17 protein-coding genes and 1 pseudogene are annotated in these 17,568 nt (G+C 42.3%); 12 read left to right on the forward strand and 6 right to left on the reverse strand.

Annotation, left to right across the window (positions count from 1 at the left end; genetic code table 11):
* The first annotated feature begins 165 nt into the window (after positions 1-165).
* The 3 genes from thrB (at position 166) to AC5JMF_RS17495 (ending at position 3,530) form a co-directional block, all read left to right on the forward strand.
* Positions 166-1,092, forward strand: a complete 927-nt coding sequence (gene thrB, locus AC5JMF_RS17485; RefSeq protein ID WP_495796991.1) for a homoserine kinase — start codon at positions 166-168, stop codon at positions 1,090-1,092.
* A gap of 5 nt (positions 1,093-1,097) precedes the next feature.
* The gene (locus tag AC5JMF_RS17490; protein WP_495796992.1) at positions 1,098-1,607 is read left to right on the forward strand and encodes a hypothetical protein; all 510 of its coding nucleotides are present in this window, start codon (positions 1,098-1,100) and stop codon (positions 1,605-1,607) included.
* Between the two features lie 309 nt (positions 1,608-1,916).
* A complete protein-coding gene (locus AC5JMF_RS17495; protein WP_495796993.1) occupies positions 1,917-3,530 on the forward strand; it encodes an NAD(P)H-quinone oxidoreductase subunit 4 in 1,614 nt (537 codons plus the stop codon).
* 187 nt (positions 3,531-3,717) lie between these two features.
* Here AC5JMF_RS17495 and AC5JMF_RS17500 read toward each other — a convergent pair whose 3' ends face one another.
* Complete coding sequence (locus tag AC5JMF_RS17500) at positions 3,718-4,104, reverse strand: mannose-binding lectin (RefSeq protein ID WP_495796994.1); 387 nt, start codon at positions 4,102-4,104, stop codon at positions 3,718-3,720.
* Positions 4,105-4,322: 218 nt separating this feature from the next.
* On the opposite strand from AC5JMF_RS17500, the gene AC5JMF_RS17505 reads away from it, so the two are divergent.
* The gene (locus tag AC5JMF_RS17505; protein ID WP_495796995.1) at positions 4,323-4,928 is read left to right on the forward strand and encodes a Uma2 family endonuclease; all 606 of its coding nucleotides are present in this window, start codon (positions 4,323-4,325) and stop codon (positions 4,926-4,928) included.
* A 358-nt stretch (positions 4,929-5,286) separates the two neighbouring features.
* Here the strand turns inward: AC5JMF_RS17505 and AC5JMF_RS17510 are convergent, their stop codons facing one another.
* The 3 genes from AC5JMF_RS17510 to AC5JMF_RS17520 all read right to left on the reverse strand — a co-directional run bounded on the left by AC5JMF_RS17510 (position 5,287) and on the right by AC5JMF_RS17520 (position 7,731).
* Positions 5,287-5,637 carry a DUF1257 domain-containing protein gene (locus AC5JMF_RS17510; protein WP_011321426.1) on the reverse strand — a complete coding sequence of 117 codons (351 nt, stop codon included), beginning with the start codon at positions 5,635-5,637 and terminating at the stop codon, positions 5,287-5,289.
* A 142-nt stretch (positions 5,638-5,779) separates the two neighbouring features.
* Positions 5,780-7,291, reverse strand: a complete 1,512-nt coding sequence (gene ycf46, locus AC5JMF_RS17515) for a stress-responsive protein Ycf46 (RefSeq protein ID WP_495796996.1) — start codon at positions 7,289-7,291, stop codon at positions 5,780-5,782.
* A 92-nt stretch (positions 7,292-7,383) separates the two neighbouring features.
* Entirely contained in the window at positions 7,384-7,731 is a 348-nt protein-coding gene (locus AC5JMF_RS17520; RefSeq protein ID WP_495796997.1) for a slr0373 family blue light stress response protein, read from the reverse strand.
* A gap of 227 nt (positions 7,732-7,958) precedes the next feature.
* Here AC5JMF_RS17520 and AC5JMF_RS17525 point away from each other — a divergent pair, with 227 nt between their 5' ends.
* The 3 genes from AC5JMF_RS17525 (at position 7,959) to AC5JMF_RS17535 (ending at position 10,011) form a co-directional block, all read left to right on the forward strand.
* Positions 7,959-8,516, forward strand: coding sequence for a hypothetical protein (locus AC5JMF_RS17525; RefSeq protein WP_495796998.1), 558 nt, complete (start codon positions 7,959-7,961; stop codon positions 8,514-8,516).
* Positions 8,517-8,658: 142 nt separating this feature from the next.
* The gene (locus AC5JMF_RS17530; protein WP_495796999.1) at positions 8,659-9,813 is read left to right on the forward strand and encodes an NAD-dependent epimerase/dehydratase family protein; all 1,155 of its coding nucleotides are present in this window, start codon (positions 8,659-8,661) and stop codon (positions 9,811-9,813) included.
* A 132-nt stretch (positions 9,814-9,945) separates the two neighbouring features.
* Entirely contained in the window at positions 9,946-10,011 is a 66-nt protein-coding gene (locus tag AC5JMF_RS17535) for a hypothetical protein (RefSeq protein WP_495797010.1), read from the forward strand.
* A 20-nt stretch (positions 10,012-10,031) separates the two neighbouring features.
* On the opposite strand, the gene AC5JMF_RS17540 is transcribed toward AC5JMF_RS17535, so the two are convergent.
* Positions 10,032-10,493 (reverse strand): GNAT family N-acetyltransferase, encoded by a 462-nt coding sequence (locus AC5JMF_RS17540; protein WP_495797000.1) that lies wholly within the window; start codon positions 10,491-10,493, stop codon positions 10,032-10,034.
* A gap of 97 nt (positions 10,494-10,590) precedes the next feature.
* Here AC5JMF_RS17540 and AC5JMF_RS17545 point away from each other — a divergent pair, with 97 nt between their 5' ends.
* Entirely contained in the window at positions 10,591-11,736 is a 1,146-nt protein-coding gene (locus AC5JMF_RS17545; RefSeq protein WP_495797001.1) for a glycosyltransferase family 4 protein, read from the forward strand.
* Between the two features lie 355 nt (positions 11,737-12,091).
* Positions 12,092-14,668 carry a GAF domain-containing protein gene (locus AC5JMF_RS17550; RefSeq protein WP_495797002.1) on the forward strand — a complete coding sequence of 859 codons (2,577 nt, stop codon included), beginning with the start codon at positions 12,092-12,094 and terminating at the stop codon, positions 14,666-14,668.
* Between the two features lie 44 nt (positions 14,669-14,712).
* On the opposite strand, the gene AC5JMF_RS17555 is transcribed toward AC5JMF_RS17550, so the two are convergent.
* Complete coding sequence (locus AC5JMF_RS17555; RefSeq protein ID WP_495797003.1) at positions 14,713-14,973, reverse strand: DUF7219 family protein; 261 nt, start codon at positions 14,971-14,973, stop codon at positions 14,713-14,715.
* An 839-nt stretch (positions 14,974-15,812) separates the two neighbouring features.
* On the opposite strand from AC5JMF_RS17555, the gene AC5JMF_RS17560 reads away from it, so the two are divergent.
* The 3 genes and pseudogenes from AC5JMF_RS17560 to AC5JMF_RS17570 all read left to right on the forward strand — a co-directional run.
* Positions 15,813-16,007 carry a hypothetical protein gene (locus AC5JMF_RS17560; protein ID WP_495797004.1) on the forward strand — a complete coding sequence of 65 codons (195 nt, stop codon included), beginning with the start codon at positions 15,813-15,815 and terminating at the stop codon, positions 16,005-16,007.
* 63 nt (positions 16,008-16,070) lie between these two features.
* Entirely contained in the window at positions 16,071-16,808 is a 738-nt protein-coding gene (gene purC, locus AC5JMF_RS17565; protein ID WP_495797005.1) for a phosphoribosylaminoimidazolesuccinocarboxamide synthase, read from the forward strand.
* Positions 16,809-17,048: 240 nt separating this feature from the next.
* Positions 17,049-17,568 (forward strand): annotated as a pseudogene (locus tag AC5JMF_RS17570) (BamA/TamA family outer membrane protein); the annotation flags it as partial.

The following is a 17,568-nucleotide window of genomic DNA, read 5'->3' on the forward strand; positions in this document are numbered from 1 at the left end:
ACTCGCTCCGCAACGCGCTGCCTTGCCTCTGCGTGTTAGCGTAGCGGGGCGTAGCCCGATAAATCATCCCGCAATTATGCAACGCCTTAATTACGAATTACGAATTACGAATTACGAATTAGCACGACATGGGATGCTAATTGATTAATTAGTGAGTATTGACAAATGTCTGTTATTTCTGATGTCACTGTAACTGTTCCTGCCACAACTGCTAATTTGGGGCCTGGCTTTGACTGCATTGGTGCAGCTTTAACGCTATACAACGAGTTCAAGTTTACTCGCACCGAAGAGAATAGATTAATTATTAATGTTACGGGTACAGAAGCTCAACAAGTACCAACTAATGAGAGTAATCTGCTATATCAGGCATTTATCAAATTTTATGAACATTTAGAACAAATGCCGCCATCAGTAAAAATAAAAATTCAGTTGGGTGTACCGTTATCTAGAGGTTTGGGTAGTTCAGCGACGGCAATTGTTGGTGGGTTGATTGCGGCTAATCAACTGGCAGGTGCGCCTTTAAATGAGTTGCAACTAATGGAGTTAGCGATCGCTATCGAAGGGCATCCTGATAATGTCGTTCCAGCCTTGCTAGGAGGTTGTCGTCTGGCTGCTACTAGTGGCACAGGTTGGGAAATTTGTGACGTTCCTTGGCACGACGATGTTGTGCCGATAGTTGCTATTCCTAATTTTGAGCTTTCCACCCAAGAGGCGCGGAGTGTTCTGCCAAATGAAGTGAGTCGTGCAGATGCAATTTTCAACACGGCGCATCTAGGGTTATTGTTACGTGGGTTGGAAACTGCCAAAGGAGAATGGTTAAAGGCAGCCTTGCAAGATAAGTTGCATCAACCTTATCGTAAAAATTTGATTCCTGGTTACGATGCTGTCAACATAGCAGCTGTGACTGCTGGTGCTTATGGCATGGTGATTAGTGGTGCGGGGCCGACACTGCTAGCTTTAGCAGATGCAGCCCACTCAACAGCCGTGGAGGCCGCAATGGAAAATGCTTGGCAAGGAGAAGGAATTACGAACGTTGTGCGATCGCTTGCTTTAGATACCCAAGGTGCAACTAGCAGCGTTCACGAGGGATAGAGATTATGGATCAAATTCAAGCAGAAATCACAGCACTTCAATCTCAAATTCAAGTTCTCCAGCAAGAACGCGCTACCCTCACTATTAATGATGTAGAATCTGGCGAGAATGATTCACCTCTAGCAATGGTTGAGACCTACCGTCGCCAAGCCAGAGAAAATCCCCAGTTATTTGCTGAACTTAAAGGTATAGATGATGCGATCGCCGCATTAAAAATACAGCTAAATCATAAACAAGCTCAATTAACTCGTTGGCAGGTTGAATCAAAACAACTCACCCAACAGCAACAGCTAGAAGAAGTGAAAAAAGTAGCTCAAGTTCATGCCCAACGCATTAATCAACTGGCAGGAGAACTAGCAACAGAAATCCGCCAGCTAAAAACTTGTGCTGATCAACTAAGTCCCATTTATTGGCAAGTGTACTACAAACCTTTCATCACCGGGTTCAAGACAATTTCCGTCCCCCACGTCCGTTCAGATGGGGAAGTTTGGACGATTGTCAACCGGATTGTTTAGCAGTTCAGTCATACCTGCAATCGGCGATCGCGGCAATTCACATATGCTTGTGCGATCGCTGTTTTGATCACATTGGCTGGAACTACTATTGATTGTTGACGTTGCAAAACTTTACATTTAGAATAGCATTGCAACGGTAAATGATCAGAATAAATACTTATCAATGCTCACAACCTAGACTTTTGTGAGTACATATGCTCAAAAAAACCCCAAAATTTAATTATTCGGAGGTCAATAAAATTTACAAAACTATGAATTGCTTAATATAATGTAATCAAAAGCGAAAACAAAAAACGATTGTCAGAAGTGATGAATTTTATGGAATTTCCTTGGCTAACAGCCATAATTTTATTGCCCTTGGTGGCTGCCTTAGCCATCCCTATAATTCCCGATAAAGAAGGTAGAACCGTCCGCTGGTATAGTTTGGGAATTGCGATCGCCGACTTTGCATTAATGATTTATGCCTTTTGGTATCATTATGATTTCCAGAATTCAACACTCCAACTTGTAGAAAGTTATCCTTGGGTACCGCAGTTGGGTTTGAATTGGTCAGTAGGGGTTGATGGTCTGTCGATGCCCCTGGTACTTCTGACAGGTTTGATTAATACTCTCGCAATCTTCGCGGCTTGGAAAGTTACCACCAAGCCGCGATTGTTTTATGGTTTGATGTTAGCGATGTACAGTGCCCAGCTTGGCGTATTTGTCGCTCAAGATTTACTGTTGTTCTTCCTAATGTGGGAAATCGAGTTAGTGCCGGTTTACCTGCTGATTTCTATTTGGGGAGGGCCAAAACGTCAATATGCAGCGACTAAGTTTATTCTTTACACCGCCGCCGCATCAATATTTATCTTGGTTGCGGGTTTAGCAATGGCATTCTCTGGAGATACCGTCACCTTCGACATGGCGACTCTGGGAATGAAGCAATATCCTAAAGCTTTTGAATTGTTAGTTTACGCAGGTTTCTTGATTGCCTTCGGAGTAAAGCTGCCAATTTTCCCTCTACATACTTGGTTGCCTGATGCCCATGGTGAAGCATCAGCACCCGGTTCAATGATATTGGCTGGTGTTTTACTAAAAATGGGTGGTTATGCCCTCATCCGCTTCAACATTGAAATGTTGCCCAACGCCCATGTGACTTTTGCCCCAGTATTGGCAATTTTGGGTGTAGTAAATATAGTCTACGGTGCGTGTTGCGCCTTTGCTCAAACCAACCTCAAGCGGCGCTTGGCCTACTCTTCCATTGCCCACATGGGATTTGTGCTGATTGGTTTAGCCTCCTACACAGAACTCGGTGTCAGTGGTGCAGTTTTGCAGATGGTTTCCCACGGTTTGATTGCTGCTAGCTTGTTCTTCCTATCTGGCGTCACATACGAACGTACCCACACCTTGGCGATGGATAAAATGGGCGGCATGGCAAAAGTAATGCCCAAAACCTTCGCGCTATTTACCGCAGGTGCAATGGCTTCTCTCGCCTTACCTGGTATGAGTGGTTTTGCTGGCGAATTGATGGTGTTTCTCGGTATCGCCACCAGCGATGTTTACAGTTCTAGTTTCAAGATTGTAGTCGTACTGCTATCAGCAGTGGGTGTGATTCTGACTCCGATTTATTTACTTTCAATGCTCCGTCAAGTATTCTACGGACAGCAAAGTGAAGAGTTACATTTGGATGCCGTAATCTCAGATGTCAAACCCCGCGAGTTATTTATCACCGCTTGTCTGCTAATTCCAATTATCAGTATCGGTTTATATCCTAAGTTAGCAACACAGACTTATGATGTGAAAGCAACAGAAGTAGCAACCCATGCTCGTCAAGTTCTACCAGTTGTTGCTCATCAACAACCATCAAGTCTGTACTCACGAATTTTTACAGCCCCAACATTGGCGACTTCCGAAGTTGAAAGTTTAGTTAATATTGCTGAGTAAATATACTTCTTAAGAAGTGTAGTGTAAGTAAATTTTAAATATGAGGGGAATAGAGGGGTGGTTTTGTAACCACCCCTAAAATTTTGGCATTGTTTATAGCAGGGAACAGGCTTGAAAGTCTCTTGGTGTCTGGGTTTTCTGTTTAGTTTATGTCCTAACCTACCTGACGTTAGCTGTAATAGCTGTATTATTCGTACTTAAGAGTTCCATTAGAATTGGCAATATGCTCATCAAGATTGAGGTATGAGCCTATATAAGTTTGTCCATCAGCTTTCTCGCACTCAGCACGAAGTCTGTTAGTAGCAGCCAGACCAATATTATCGCAAGTTAAAGCGAATTGCTCTCCGTCCCAGCTTAAAGTTCCATCAATATTGGCAATATGTGGATTTAGATCGATGGAAGTTGCAGAATACGTACGTCCATTAGCTTTCTCGCAATCGGCCGTTAAGATTGAACCGTTGATATTAATGTTCTCACAGGTCTGAGAAAATTGACCTACTGCCCAGGCGTTACCAATGACTAGGTTAAAAGTCAGAAAGATAGTGCAAAGAAAAGCAATACAAATTTTCAGCATTTGTGATCTCTCCTTAAGTAGAGGATTTATGAAAATAATCGAGGATTATCTTAAGATTTAGTGTTTTTTTCTATACTTAAAATTAATAGTTTTTAACTATGGCGGATTGCGATCGCGCTTAACTTCTCCATCTGGGAAAACAGACCCACAGTTGCTTAATTTTCCAATATTCTTGCGAAGATATATCCTAAAAACAGGTGAAGTCCCTAAAAACTATCATGACTACAAACTTACCCCTAGTCACAGAGATTGTACCAATTGTCTTGCAACTGCAACCTGCGATCGCCATGACAAACGATCAATTTTACGAGTTTTGTCAGCTAAACCGCGATTTTCGTATTGAACGTAACGCTGCTGGAGAATTAGAGATTATGTCCCCTACTGGTGCAGAAACTGATGAGCATAATTTTAATTTAATTGGTCAGTTATGGGCATGGACACAGCAAGATGGTACAGGGGTGGGGTTTGGTTCCAGTGGTGGATTTACTTTACCTAATGGCGCTGTTAAGTCTCCAGATGCGGCATGGATAAAACGTACACGCTGGGAAGCAATACCATCAGAACTACGAAAAAAATTTGCACCAATTTGCCCGGAATTTGTCATTGAACTGCGTTCTGAGAGTGATAGTTTGCGAGTTTTGCAAGATAAGATGCAAGAGTATATTAATAATGGGACACAACTTGGTTGGTTAATTGATAGAAAACAACGTAAAGTTTTTATTTATCGTCCTAATACAGCGGTTGAGGAATTAAATAATCCGAAAACACTGAGCGGTGAAGCGTTACTACTTGGGTTTATTTTAGACTTAAGTCAAATTTGGTAAGGAATAATCTACCTACTGTAATAGAATAAACAGCTAGCTCCATCCAAAACGTTTTTTAACATCTCCAACATTGCGCGAACTTCCTCAGAAATCTGGCTCACTGGCTTAAGGGTTCAATCAAACCACGTTTGACAGCTTCACTCAACGTAGTGGCTTTTCTTAAAAGTCCTTATTACACACTTGTACTCAGATCAATTTATCTTCTAGGTAGGAAATGAGTGATTCTGCGTTTTGGACAAAATGGATCATAAACCATTAAAATAGGGACTGAGAAATAAATCTCAGTCCCGATAAAAAAGCGGGCTAACCGCTAATGCCTAGTTAACCCGTGCAGCTTTGGGAACGCGCAGAGAAATTGTTATTGCAATACCAACTTCACATTGGCGTTTTGTAGACCGCGCTGTTTTACTTCAGCCAAGGTCTTGTTAACGGCATACTTTTGATTGATGGAGTTGATCAACTCGGTTTGGTTGTGCTTTTTAGCAACGCCCCACAGGTCAGCGATGAGGTCAAAAGAACCATCGCTGTTGCGAGACCAACCTAGATCGTATTCGCCATCTAACACGGCAACGATGTCAGAACGAACGCGCTGACCGTTGTAGCCACGAACATCAGCTTCAGTCTTCACGCTGATACCCAAGTCGCGCAGGGAAGCCTTGAGGATTTCAGCATCGGTGATCTTGGTACGCAGAGTGCTAAAATGAGACATTTGGGTTTCCTCCAATGAGAGAGTGAGAAAAACGACAACGGTTTGTTTTGGGCGAAGCCGCACCTATAAGTTGAGGCGGCTTTTTTCATAACTGCTAGCTGACAAAGCTAGCCTTTCCCCCTGGGTTAGCAAGGGAAAGCTTTTAAAACTCCATTCGCTGATATTCAGCAATGGAAGATGCTGCGGGTCTAGCTCGCTGTCTGGCCCAGTCTCTGAGGGCCGTTACTTGTTCTTGCATTGTCCGAGACAGCGGCAAAGTCGCTTTTAGCGCAGCAATAATATCTAGTTGTGTGAACTCCCGATCTTGGGCGAAAGCTTCGTACATCGCCGCAACGATCGCTTGTTCAATTTCTGCTCCAGAAAAACCATCAGACATCTTAGCTAGTTGCTCAAGGTCAAATCGAGTGATGTCTTCACGGCGCTTGGTCAGGTGAATCTTAAAGATATCCTGTCTCTCTTCTGGTGTGGGTAGGTCTACAAAGAAAATCTCATCAAAGCGACCTTTCCTCAAAAACTCTCCAGGCAAACGCTCTACTCGGTTAGCTGTTGCCATGACAAACACTGGAGATTTCTTATCTTGCATCCAGGTGAGGAAAGAACCGAAGATTCTACTCGATGTACCGCCATCAGAGTCGGATGAACCAGCACTACCAGCAAACGACTTATCTAATTCATCGATGAATAGAATCGCTGGAGAAATAGATTCTGCTGTTTTTAAGGCGTTACGCAGATTTGCTTCACTTCGTCCCACCATGGAGCCATCATAAACTCGCCCCATGTCTAGGCGCAACAGTGGTAAACCCCACAGGCGAGATGTAGTTTTGGCTATCAGCGACTTACCACAACCTGGAACACCGAGAATCAACATCCCTTTTGGTTGAGGTAAACCATACTCTCTGGCTCTCTCTGTAAAAGCGTTAGAGCGTTGCTTGAGCCATTTCTTGAGTTCCTCTAAGCCACCTACAGCATCAATGGTTTCATCTTCTTCGATGTATTCTAAGATACCATTACGCCGGATGAGTTGCTTTTTCTCAGATAAAACTATGTCTACTTCATCTTCTGTCAGGCGTCCTGTAGTTACCTGTGCTTTGCGGTATACTTTCTCGGCTTCATCCTTAGTTAAACCTAAAGCTGCTCTTAGAAGCTTTTCTCTGGCCTCTGTGGTGAGCCGCCGCCCACGATTCTGATCTATGTGGTGAGTTAAAACTTTGTTCAACTCAACCATGTCTGGTAATTTAAAATCTAGAACTACAACTTCCTTTTCTAGCTCAATGGGTACTTGCTGCATAGGTGACATCAATATGATGTTCTTCTGCATACCCTTGAAACTAGCGATCGCATCGCGTAACGATCTGGTAGTTGCAGGTGCATCAATAAATGGATGTAAATCTTTAAGAATAAATATACCAGGCTCTCTCTGCCGGATGATCCACTCAATTGCCGCCTCTGGTGAAACGGTGTTATGTTGAGTGACATTCCGGGGTTGACCATACTCCACAATACCGTGGGTTACTGTCCAAACGTACACTCGGCGTTGCGGCTTCAACAGTTGGGCGGTTGTGGAGATTGCCTGCTCAGCCCGCTCTTCCTCGGAGGTCACAAGGTAGATTAGAGGGTATTGAGCTTGAATTAAAATATTGAGCTCTTCTTTCATACATCAACCTACTTGAGACCTTATAGAGACAGTACAGACATTGCTCTCGGTAATAACAACCGGATTATGAATTACCCATTCATAATTCTTATCTAACAAGGAACTAATTCTTCTTCACCCTTAGGATGGGTTTCATCTTGTTCCATCTCATCAATAGGAAGATGATCGTGTCCAATCACCCCTGGTTGATTACCCAATGCAACTAATTCCCCATCACGTAAAACTACTGAGCTTTCACAATTTGGACAGGAATAAACTCTATGGGTTCGCCCGTAAGAAGAAGCTTCTATTTCGTCAACTAGCTCTGAATTGGACAGATAAAAAACGAGTGCGCGTTCGGCAAGTTCCGACATGTGCGTGGAGTCAACTGCTGAACGAATTTTCAGCCTCCTGTGCAGTTCTGGCGATAGATACAAAGTAACCTTTTGCTTAGCTTGCATATAACTCTTTAACGGTCTTACCCGGGTATGTATATCACGTTATCGACTCTCTTGATTGTTGTCAAGATGGTAAAACGTTTTGACAGCTTTTTCGTTACATATTGTTACATTAAAATGGGGAGTGGGAGAAGAGGTATTTTCATATCATTGTTGTGCGCTATTGCCCATGGAGGTTTAGCTTAAAAATAGTGCTGGCAAATGAATGTATGGTACTGGTACTGTAATTAGTGCCTTTGGCAAAAGGTGTAGAAATGACTCTTGCTGTAAGTAAGTATTTGAATTTAAAAAAAATAATCTATACCTTTGTTTTCTGCTTTAGTAGTACTTTTGTTTTGTTTTTAATGTTATTTGGTTGCGCTACATCTGATTTTGACGTAAAAAATATTACATGGAAAACTTATAACAATTCCCGCTATGGCTTTGAGTTTCCATATCCTAGTAACTGGTCTTCGCTGAAAGCACCAGAAAATAATGATGGTATTGTGTTTGTTTCACCGCAAAACAAATCTGTAGAAATTCGAGGGTGGGCAAGTAAGCAGCTACTAGAGTCGATTATTCAAGATCCAAAAACTAGGACAAATAAAAATTCTAACTTTCAGACTGCTCAAGGAATTTCTGGAGTGTTAGTTGTAGAAATTAATCAAAAATTAGCTTCGATGACACTGACACTAACTCAAGGTCAAGTAAATTATTATTGGCAAGGGCGAAGCGAGAGCCAAGAATTTCAGGATTATTACCGATTTTTTTATTACATAGCCCAGCAGTATCGCATTCTGAAGTCTTGAAGATTCACAACTTAAGAATCTTTCTCTCCCCCTGCTTCCCCTGCTTCCCCTGCTCCTTTATTACCTATCTCCAACAGAATAATGATTGAGAGGGGACACAAACCTGATAGATTTAGCTATCAGCGAGTAAAAACTGGTTAAGATGAAAGTCCTGGTTATTGGTGGAGATGGGTACTGCGGTTGGGCAACCGCGCTTTACCTTTCCAATCGAGGTTACGATGTTGGGATTTTAGATAGTTTGGTGCGACGGCACTGGGATAATGAGCTAGGCGTCGAGACTCTCACCCCGATCGCGTCAATTCAGCAACGTCTCCAGCGCTGGCAAGATTTGACTGGTAAATCTATTGCCCTGTTCACAGGGGACATTACTAATTATGGTTTCCTCCAGCAAGCCTTGCACAAATTTCAGCCCAACGCCATAGTCCATTTTGGCGAACAGCGTTCAGCTCCGTTTTCGATGATTGACCGCGAACATGCTGTTTTAACGCAGGTCAATAATGTAGTTGGCACCCTAAATTTACTGTACGCGATGCGTGAGGATTTCCCAGATTGCCACTTAGTAAAATTGGGGACAATGGGTGAATACGGTACACCCAATATCGACATTGAAGAAGGGTACATTACGATTGAACACAATGGGCGCAAGGATACCTTACCCTATCCCAAGCAGCCTGGTTCAATGTATCACTTGAGCAAAGTTCATGACAGCCACAATATCCACTTTGCTTGTCGAATTTGGGGATTAAGAGCAACAGATTTAAATCAGGGTGTAGTTTATGGCGTCTTAACCGAAGAAACGGGGATGGACGAGTTGTTAATTAACCGTTTAGATTACGATGGGGTTTTTGGTACGGCACTAAACCGCTTCTGTATTCAAGCAGCTATTGGACACCCGCTTACTGTTTACGGTAAAGGTGGACAAACCCGCGGATTTTTGGATATTAGGGATACAGTGCGATGTATGGAATTAGCGATCGCTAATCCTGCCGAAGCTGGTGAATTTCGCGTATTTAACCAATTTACCGAACAATTTAGCGTCGGTGATTTGGCGATGATGGTGAAAAAAGCCGGGAATGCAATGGGATTGAATGTGGAAATCAATCACCTAGATAATCCTAGAGTTGAGAAAGAGGAACATTATTTCAACGCGAAAAACACCCAATTGCTTGATCTCGGTTTACAACCTCACTATCTCTCTGATTCTTTACTTGATTCTCTGTTAAACTTTGCTATCAAGTATCAGAAACGGGTTGACAATAAACAAATTCTACCCAAAGTTTCTTGGCACAGAAATTAGGGTAAACCTGGCGTGCAGCTGCAAAAAGAACCCTATTTGACTCAAGTAAGTCGCTGGTCGAAAATTGGTCGTCATATTTTAGCACAATATGACGATCGCTAAATTGTTGTTTATCAAGCATATCGTCCAGCTATTGGTAACTTCGCCGCCACCAACAGTTACTTTGGTGATGGGTTCAGTTTTGACCGCATGAGTTGAATCCAAACCTAACTTCCTTTTTAGAGCGCCATAACCATAATTAGACAGGGATTGCCAGAATAGATGCTTGTAAATTCTTCAAGAGGTCGAAATCCTACCTGAAGATAGAATTTTCTAGTGCGATCAAACAAAGAATTACGGCGCGACTCTCCCAGGGTTTTCACATGCAGAAATTCTAGCCCTCTATTGCGACAGTACTCGACTGAGTATTTAACAAGAGCCTTGCCAATGCCGTGACGATGATATTCTAGGGCAACACCCATAACGTAAATCTCTCCAGCAAACTCATTGTGTTCCTTAAGTGACAGGAATCCTACAACTGCGTCTGTTTGAGTCACAGCAGCGAATAGAGGAAGTTGGTTAACGTTATGACAGTACTCAACAATCGCTGACTCAATACCGAACCAATCAGGCAGCAAGCGCAAAATGCCCTCGGCGATTTCGCTTTTGCGATTAGTGATTTCTTGAATAGAGAATTCCATAACGGAATTGATTACATCACGGAAGATAGTTTACTCTGTCTTTGAGACCGAAACGCAACAAAAGCTGGGATTATCTGCTTGGACTGAATAGTTTTTTATGAGAATTGCTCTATTCACCGAAACTTTTTTACCCAAGGTTGATGGTATTGTCACTCGCCTGAGCCAAACTGTTGACCATCTACAACGCAATGGAGACCAAGTATTAGTGATTTCTCCTGATGGTGGAATTACTGAATATAAAGGAGCTAGAGTATACGGCGTTTCTGGGTTGCCCTTACCTCTGTATCCAGAGTTAAAACTTGCCTTACCCCGTCCAGCAATTGGCTATGTTTTAGAAGAGTTTCAACCAGATGTTATTCATGTTGTGAATCCAGCAGTTTTAGGATTAGCTGGAATTTTTTATAGTAAAACACTCAAAATTCCTCTGGTGGCTTCTTATCATACACATTTGCCTCAGTATCTCCAACATTACGGTTTAGGGATGTTAGAAGGATTTTTGTGGGAATTACTTAAAGGCGCTCACAATCAAGCACTATTGAATCTATGTACCTCTACGGCAATGATGGAGGAACTGACAGCACACGGTATTGAGCGGGTGGACTTATGGCAACGTGGGGTGGATACTGAATTATTTCATCCAGAATTAGCAAATTGGGAAATGCGATCGCGTTTATCGCAAAATCATCCAGAGAGTCCATTGTTGCTTTATGTTGGGCGTCTTTCTGCCGAAAAGGAAATTGAGCGCATCAAACCAATCCTAGAGGCAATTCCTGAAGCCAGACTAGCCTTAGTTGGGGATGGCCCCCACCGCCAAGCACTAGAAAAACACTTTGCCGAAACTAACACCAACTTTGTTGGTTATCTAATTGGTAAAGAGTTAGCCTCAGCTTTTGCCAGTGCAGATGCTTTTATCTTTCCTTCCCGCACAGAAACACTAGGCTTAGTACTTTTAGAAGCGATGGCAGCTGGTTGTCCAGTGGTAGCAGCTCGTTCAGGGGGAATTCCCGATATCGTTACAGATGGAGTAAATGGGTATCTTTTTGAACCAACAGCAGATATTCAAGAAGCCATAGCAGCTACAACTCGCCTTTTACAACAGCAACAACAACGAGATATTATCCGTCAAAACGCTCGTCGCGAAGCAGAAAATTGGGGATGGGCATCTGCCACACAGCAGCTACAAGATTATTACAAAAAGGTGGTATTTTCGGAATATCGGACAAAATTGAAAGTTGGGGAATAGGGGTACTGGGGAATTGAGACGCGGAGACGCGGGGACGCGGAGACGCGGAGAAATTTTCTCACTACCTCCCTCACTCCCTCGTCCCCTTATCCTCCAGTCACTGAGCGTACCCCTATGGAGAAGCAAGCTAGCAAGAGCGTCTTTGACAGGAGAAGTCGAAGTGCATCTCCCTCATCCCCCCCAGTCCCCAGCTTTCAAGGGTAGGTTTTTCATATTCAGTTTGAAAAAGCCTATTTTTCCGCTCCGAAATCTTTCTCCGCGTCCCCGCGTCTCCCCGTCTCCGCGTCAACCAAAACGCGAAATCTAAAAAACCTACCCATAAGAGCCAGTCCCCAGTCCCTAGCCCCCAGATTCGATGACACTCCCTAACCCCGGCAGCGTCCTGGCTACATTAACTGAACTTACGCAAGTTAATCGTACTCACACTCTACTGCGTCGCGTCAAAGACTTATCTGTTAACGAATTTGTTTGCTTACTCGACTTTATTACTGCTGAGTTTCAACAATTTCTCAGAGCTATTGATTTAATCAATAATGAAGCTCTAGAAACTATGTTGGAGAAGGTACTAGAAGCCATCACACTTAAAATTGGTCAAATTCTCCAAGCAGAAAATACAGCTATTTTTTTAGTTGACTATGATAAGGGGCAGTTGTGGTCAAAAGTTCCTCAAGATAACACACAAAAATTTTTAGAAATTCGGACTCCAATTACAGTTGGTATTCCTGGTCATGTTGCTAGTACAGGTGAATATTTAAATATTTCTGAAACCTCCAGTCATCCTCTGTTTAGCCCAGAACTAGAAAAACAAATGGGCTATAAAATTCACAATATTTTATGTATGCCAGTTGTGAGCAGCAAAAACCAGATTGTAGCAGTGGTACAACTGGCGAATAAAGCAGGGGATATTCCGTTTAATTATGATGATGAGGAGCGTTTTCGAGATTTTGCCTCTTCTATTGGAATTATCCTAGAAACCTGCCAATCTTTCTATGTGGCAGCTCGTAATCAAAGAGGAGCAACGGCTCTTTTGCGGGCAACTCAGACACTGGGCCAAAGTCTAGATTTAGAAGCAACCCTGCAAATAGTCATGGAGCAAGCTCGGATTTTGATGCAAGCAGACCGCAGTACGCTATTTTTATATCGCAAAGAAATGAGCGAACTCTGGACAAAAGTAGCAGCAGCAGATGATGAAACAAACTTGCTTGAAATTCGCATTCCTGCCAACCGTGGCATCGCTGGTTATGTGGCTTCTACTGGTGAGGCTTTGAATATTCCTGATGCTTATAAAGACCCACGTTTTGATCCAACTACCGATAGAAAGACGGGGTATGTGACTCGGAATATTTTGTGTTTGCCAGTGTTTAATTCCGCAAATGAATTGATTGGTGTAACTCAGTTAATTAATAAACAACAAGGTAGTTTTACTGCTTCTGATGAAGAGTTTATGCGAGCTTTTAACATTCAGGCGGGAATCGCTTTAGAAAATGCTCGTTTGTTTGAAAATGTATTGTTAGAAAAGCAGTATCAAAAAGACATTTTACAGAGTCTTTCTAATGCTGTAATTTCCACAGATATGATCGGTCGAATTGTCACAATTAATGATGCTGCTTTGGAATTACTGGGTTGTCCATTAGCAGACGCAAACACCAAAAATAACAAGCTGCTGTGGGAACAAAATTTAATTGGTCGTCAAGTATGGGAGGTTGTGCCAATTGAAAACCTGCAAATGCGGTTAGAAGATAGTCTTAAGACTGGAGCCAAACATTATGTACCAGAGCAAAGTTTGACTGTAGGGCTGTATCAAGTGGTGGGTGCTGAGTGCCGAGTGCTGAGCGACACTCACCATTTAATCCTAGCAGCACGCGATCGCAATAACCCTGATATTTTTATTCCTTGGAATCAACCCCTCACTCCGCAATCTGAGTTTCTTACTGCTGGGGAGGTAAAAATACTAGAACGCAGTATTAATTTAACTGTTAATCCCTTAACTAACCCAGAAGGGGGAGTAAGAGGTGGCTTAGTTGTCTTGGAAGACATCAGCCAGGAAAAACGCATGAAAACCACTATGTCTCGCTATCTGACGCCCCATGTAGCCGAGCAGGTGATGGCATTGGGGGAAGATGCCTTGATGATAGGTGAGCGTAAAGAAGTAACTATCTTATTTTCTGATATCCGGGGTTACACCACACTGACAGAAAATCTTGGTGCAGCTGAGGTGGTAACTTTGCTCAATCAGTATTTTGAAACCATGGTGGAGGCAGTATTTAACTACGAAGGCACCTTAGATAAGTTTATTGGCGATGCTTTGATGGCGGTATTTGGTGCGCCGCTACCGCTGACAGAAAACCATGCTTGGAGGGCAATACAGGCAGCGTTGGATATGCGATATCGCTTAGCTGAATTTAACCAGCGGCGAATTATTCAAGAACAGCCGCAAATCTCTATTGGCATTGGAATTAGTTCTGGAGAAGTGGTTTCGGGAAATATCGGTTCTCGCAAACGTATGGATTATACCGTAATTGGTGATGGCGTAAATTTGAGTTCACGCTTGGAGGGTGTCACCAAAGAATACAATTGCGATATTATACTCAGTGAATACACTTATCAACTTTGCGGCGATCGCATTTGGGCACGTCAGTTAGATAAAATTCGCGTAAAAGGTAAATATCAAGCAGTAAATATCTACGAGTTGATTGGCGATCGCAGCACTTCCTTAGATGCCAATACTCAAGAATTCTTGTTTCACTATCATACTGGACGCTCAGCTTATTTAGCTCGCAACTTTCAACAAGCGATCGGCAGCTTTGAAGCAGCCAAACGCATCCAACCCACAGACCAAGCTGTTAATATTCACCTTGAACGCGCTCGCAATTACCAGCAAACACCGCCTCCTAATTTATGGGATGGTGTTTGGACGATGATTACGAAGTAATTAAAACTTGTCAGCAGTCATAATTTTGATTTTTGGCTAATTTTTTAGCTTTCTGTTTCTTCGCCTGGATCTTGAAAAGGATCTTCACCAATTTTCAATTGTTTTTTAGTTCGTTTTAATTGTTTCCACAGAGATTTTATTTGCTCATAAGCTTCACCTGGCGGTAATTTTCCGCCTGTTTCCAAATTGCAGATATAGCTGACTTTTTGAGCAAACTCCTGTAGATTTGCATTAAAAACTAAATTTTCTGGCTTAACATGACCATAGTAGCGACCACGAGGATAGAGAAATTCGTCTTTGTTCATTATTATTTTTCTCCATTGATTTTGGCTCCTCTTTTGTCTTAATATCTAAAGCTGAACTACTAGCTACCTTATCTCTACTGTCGCAAATTCGCAGAAATCAAAGTTATTGAATTTTTATTTACGCAGATTGAGCGGTAATCAGTTAATTTTCACCTTGATTTTAGAGCAGAGAGCTAGAAACTCTTTCACTTAGCTTTCACAAAGAAAGACTTTACCAAAGCGATTAAAATAGGATAGTTGATTGTTCTCCCACTTGCGAATTTATTTGATCTTAATTTATGAATTTTAGTTTGTTATGTGCCTCGAATGAAATTGCCAATAACAAGATGTTCGTATATACATTTTATGTAATCAAATTATTTTGATATTAAGTAAAAAAATGCACTGAATGGACAAGTCATATCATATGACAGAAGCGATTGTCTACTATCAGTAGTTAGATGTCAGTTGTAATTTTCTTTGCTAAGAGCCAGCAATCAAATATCAGTAGAGACCAAAGCCGCCAGCTTCTCAAGGTGCTTTTTACTTGATCGAAAACAGTCAAGCTTTAAAACCTTGCCCACAACTGGCGCAAAAAAATTCTTGTACTGTGAGTATAGGTTGAAACTAGGCTGTAAACTTTGTACTCTTTTGCCCATAAGGGTTCATGCAGAAAGTGTGTTGACTATTTTTGTGGAAAAACGGCTGTTCCAGCCGTTTTTCCACAAACAAAAAAGAACACGAATAATTTTCCGCAAAATCGCCTAAAAACCAACAAAGTCAACAGCCTAGGTTGAAACCCCACTTTCAAAGTGGGTAGCTGAGTTTCTCCTGTTCCCTGTTCTCTTTCACTAGACCTCTTGCATAAGTCGGATACTCGCCAGAAAATAAATTTTCTGGCTGATAACTCAAGTCGGTTTCAACCGACTAATAACAGTATTTTTAGTCCGTTTCAACGGACTTTTGCTATTAGGCAGAGACTTGAGTCTCTGACGGTTCAAGTATTTTTGCAAGAAGTCTACTATCTTCATTGGTGGCCAATGATTGAGAACTAAAGATAAAATGGTTAAGCCCGAAGGGACACAAGCTGCCCATTGCCTAAAACTTTATCTGCCACCATGTTAGTTAATTCCAAGTTATACGAAGGCAAAGCAAAAATTCTCTATACGACGGATGATCCGCAAGTACTGTTGGCTGATTTCAAAGATGATGCCACCGCATTTAATGCCCAAAAACGCGGCACTATCCAAGGAAAAGGAGAGATTAACTGTAGCATTTCCACCCAGCTATTTCAACAGTTGGAGACCCATGGCATTAAAACTCACTTTATTGACAGCCCAGCCCCAAATCAAATGCGGGTAAAAGCTGTCAAGATTTTGCCGTTAGAAGTAGTAGTGAGAAATATTGCCGCTGGAAGTTTGTGCCAGCAGACAGGATTACCGCTGGGTAACGTTTTGAAACAACCTTTGGTAGAGTTTTATTACAAAAATGATCAATTAGGAGATCCTTTGCTAACACGCGATCGCCTGTATTTACTAGAACTAGCCACTGTGGAACAAGTAGACGCAATTACCCATCTAGCATTGCAAATCAACGAGTTTCTTCAAGGCTTTTGGCAGCGTTGCAGCATTACCCTAGTAGACTTCAAACTAGAGTTTGGTTTGGACTCACAACAGCAGTTGCTTTTGGCAGATGAAATTAGCCCCGACACGTGTCGTTTGTGGGATACAGCAGAAGGAGACTCTGATCGCCGCGTCATGGATAAAGACCGCTTCCGCCGCGACTTAGGAAATGTAGAAAATGCCTACCAGGAGGTATTACAAAGAGTGCTAAAAGCAGTAGAAAGTAACAGTTAAGTGTAAGTGGGCAAAAATACATTAAACTCGTGTGAATTGCTATTTATTGCTTGTCAGTTGTCAGTAGTCTTTTGTTCATAACTAAATGACTACTTGCCCTGAGCGAAGTCGAAGTAGTCGTACCCCTACGCGGTAGCAAGCTACGTGCGACGTCTCCGACAGGAGAAGGGATGACTAATGATTAATGATTAACGACTAATGACTAATTTGTGTGTGGTTGTGAAGAGGAATGTAAATACAATGCGTTTATCTCCAGTATTGGTGGCAGCAGTAGCGCTTGCAGCCCCTTTAAGCGGCTCATTGAGTGCAAATGCTCAAACCCCTAATAGCTTAGAACAGACAACTGAAGTTTCTACACAAAAAACAAATCAACACTCAGCAAAAGATACTCTTGAGAGTGATTTTAGTGATATCCCAGATCACCCTGCCAGTTCAACAGGAATTCTAGAAACCGAACAGATCCAGTTCCCATCTGTTGAAGCTTTAACAGTTAACTCAGCGTCGGTAGCAACATCAGAGGTAAAAGTGCCAACCTCTTCTACGACACCAATGGCACAAACCCCACAACCATCTCCAACTCCAGATGTTGCACCAGTACAAACTCAACAGCAAATACCTTCCCCAACTCCTGAAGGGCAAAATACTAACCCACCAGCAACACCTGTATTGCCCACAAACCCAGGAAATCCGCCTGTAAATAATCAACAAATACCTTCCCCAACTCCTGAAGGGCAAAATACTAACCCACCAGCAACACCTG

The organism is Desmonostoc vinosum, from assembly GCF_059505385.1.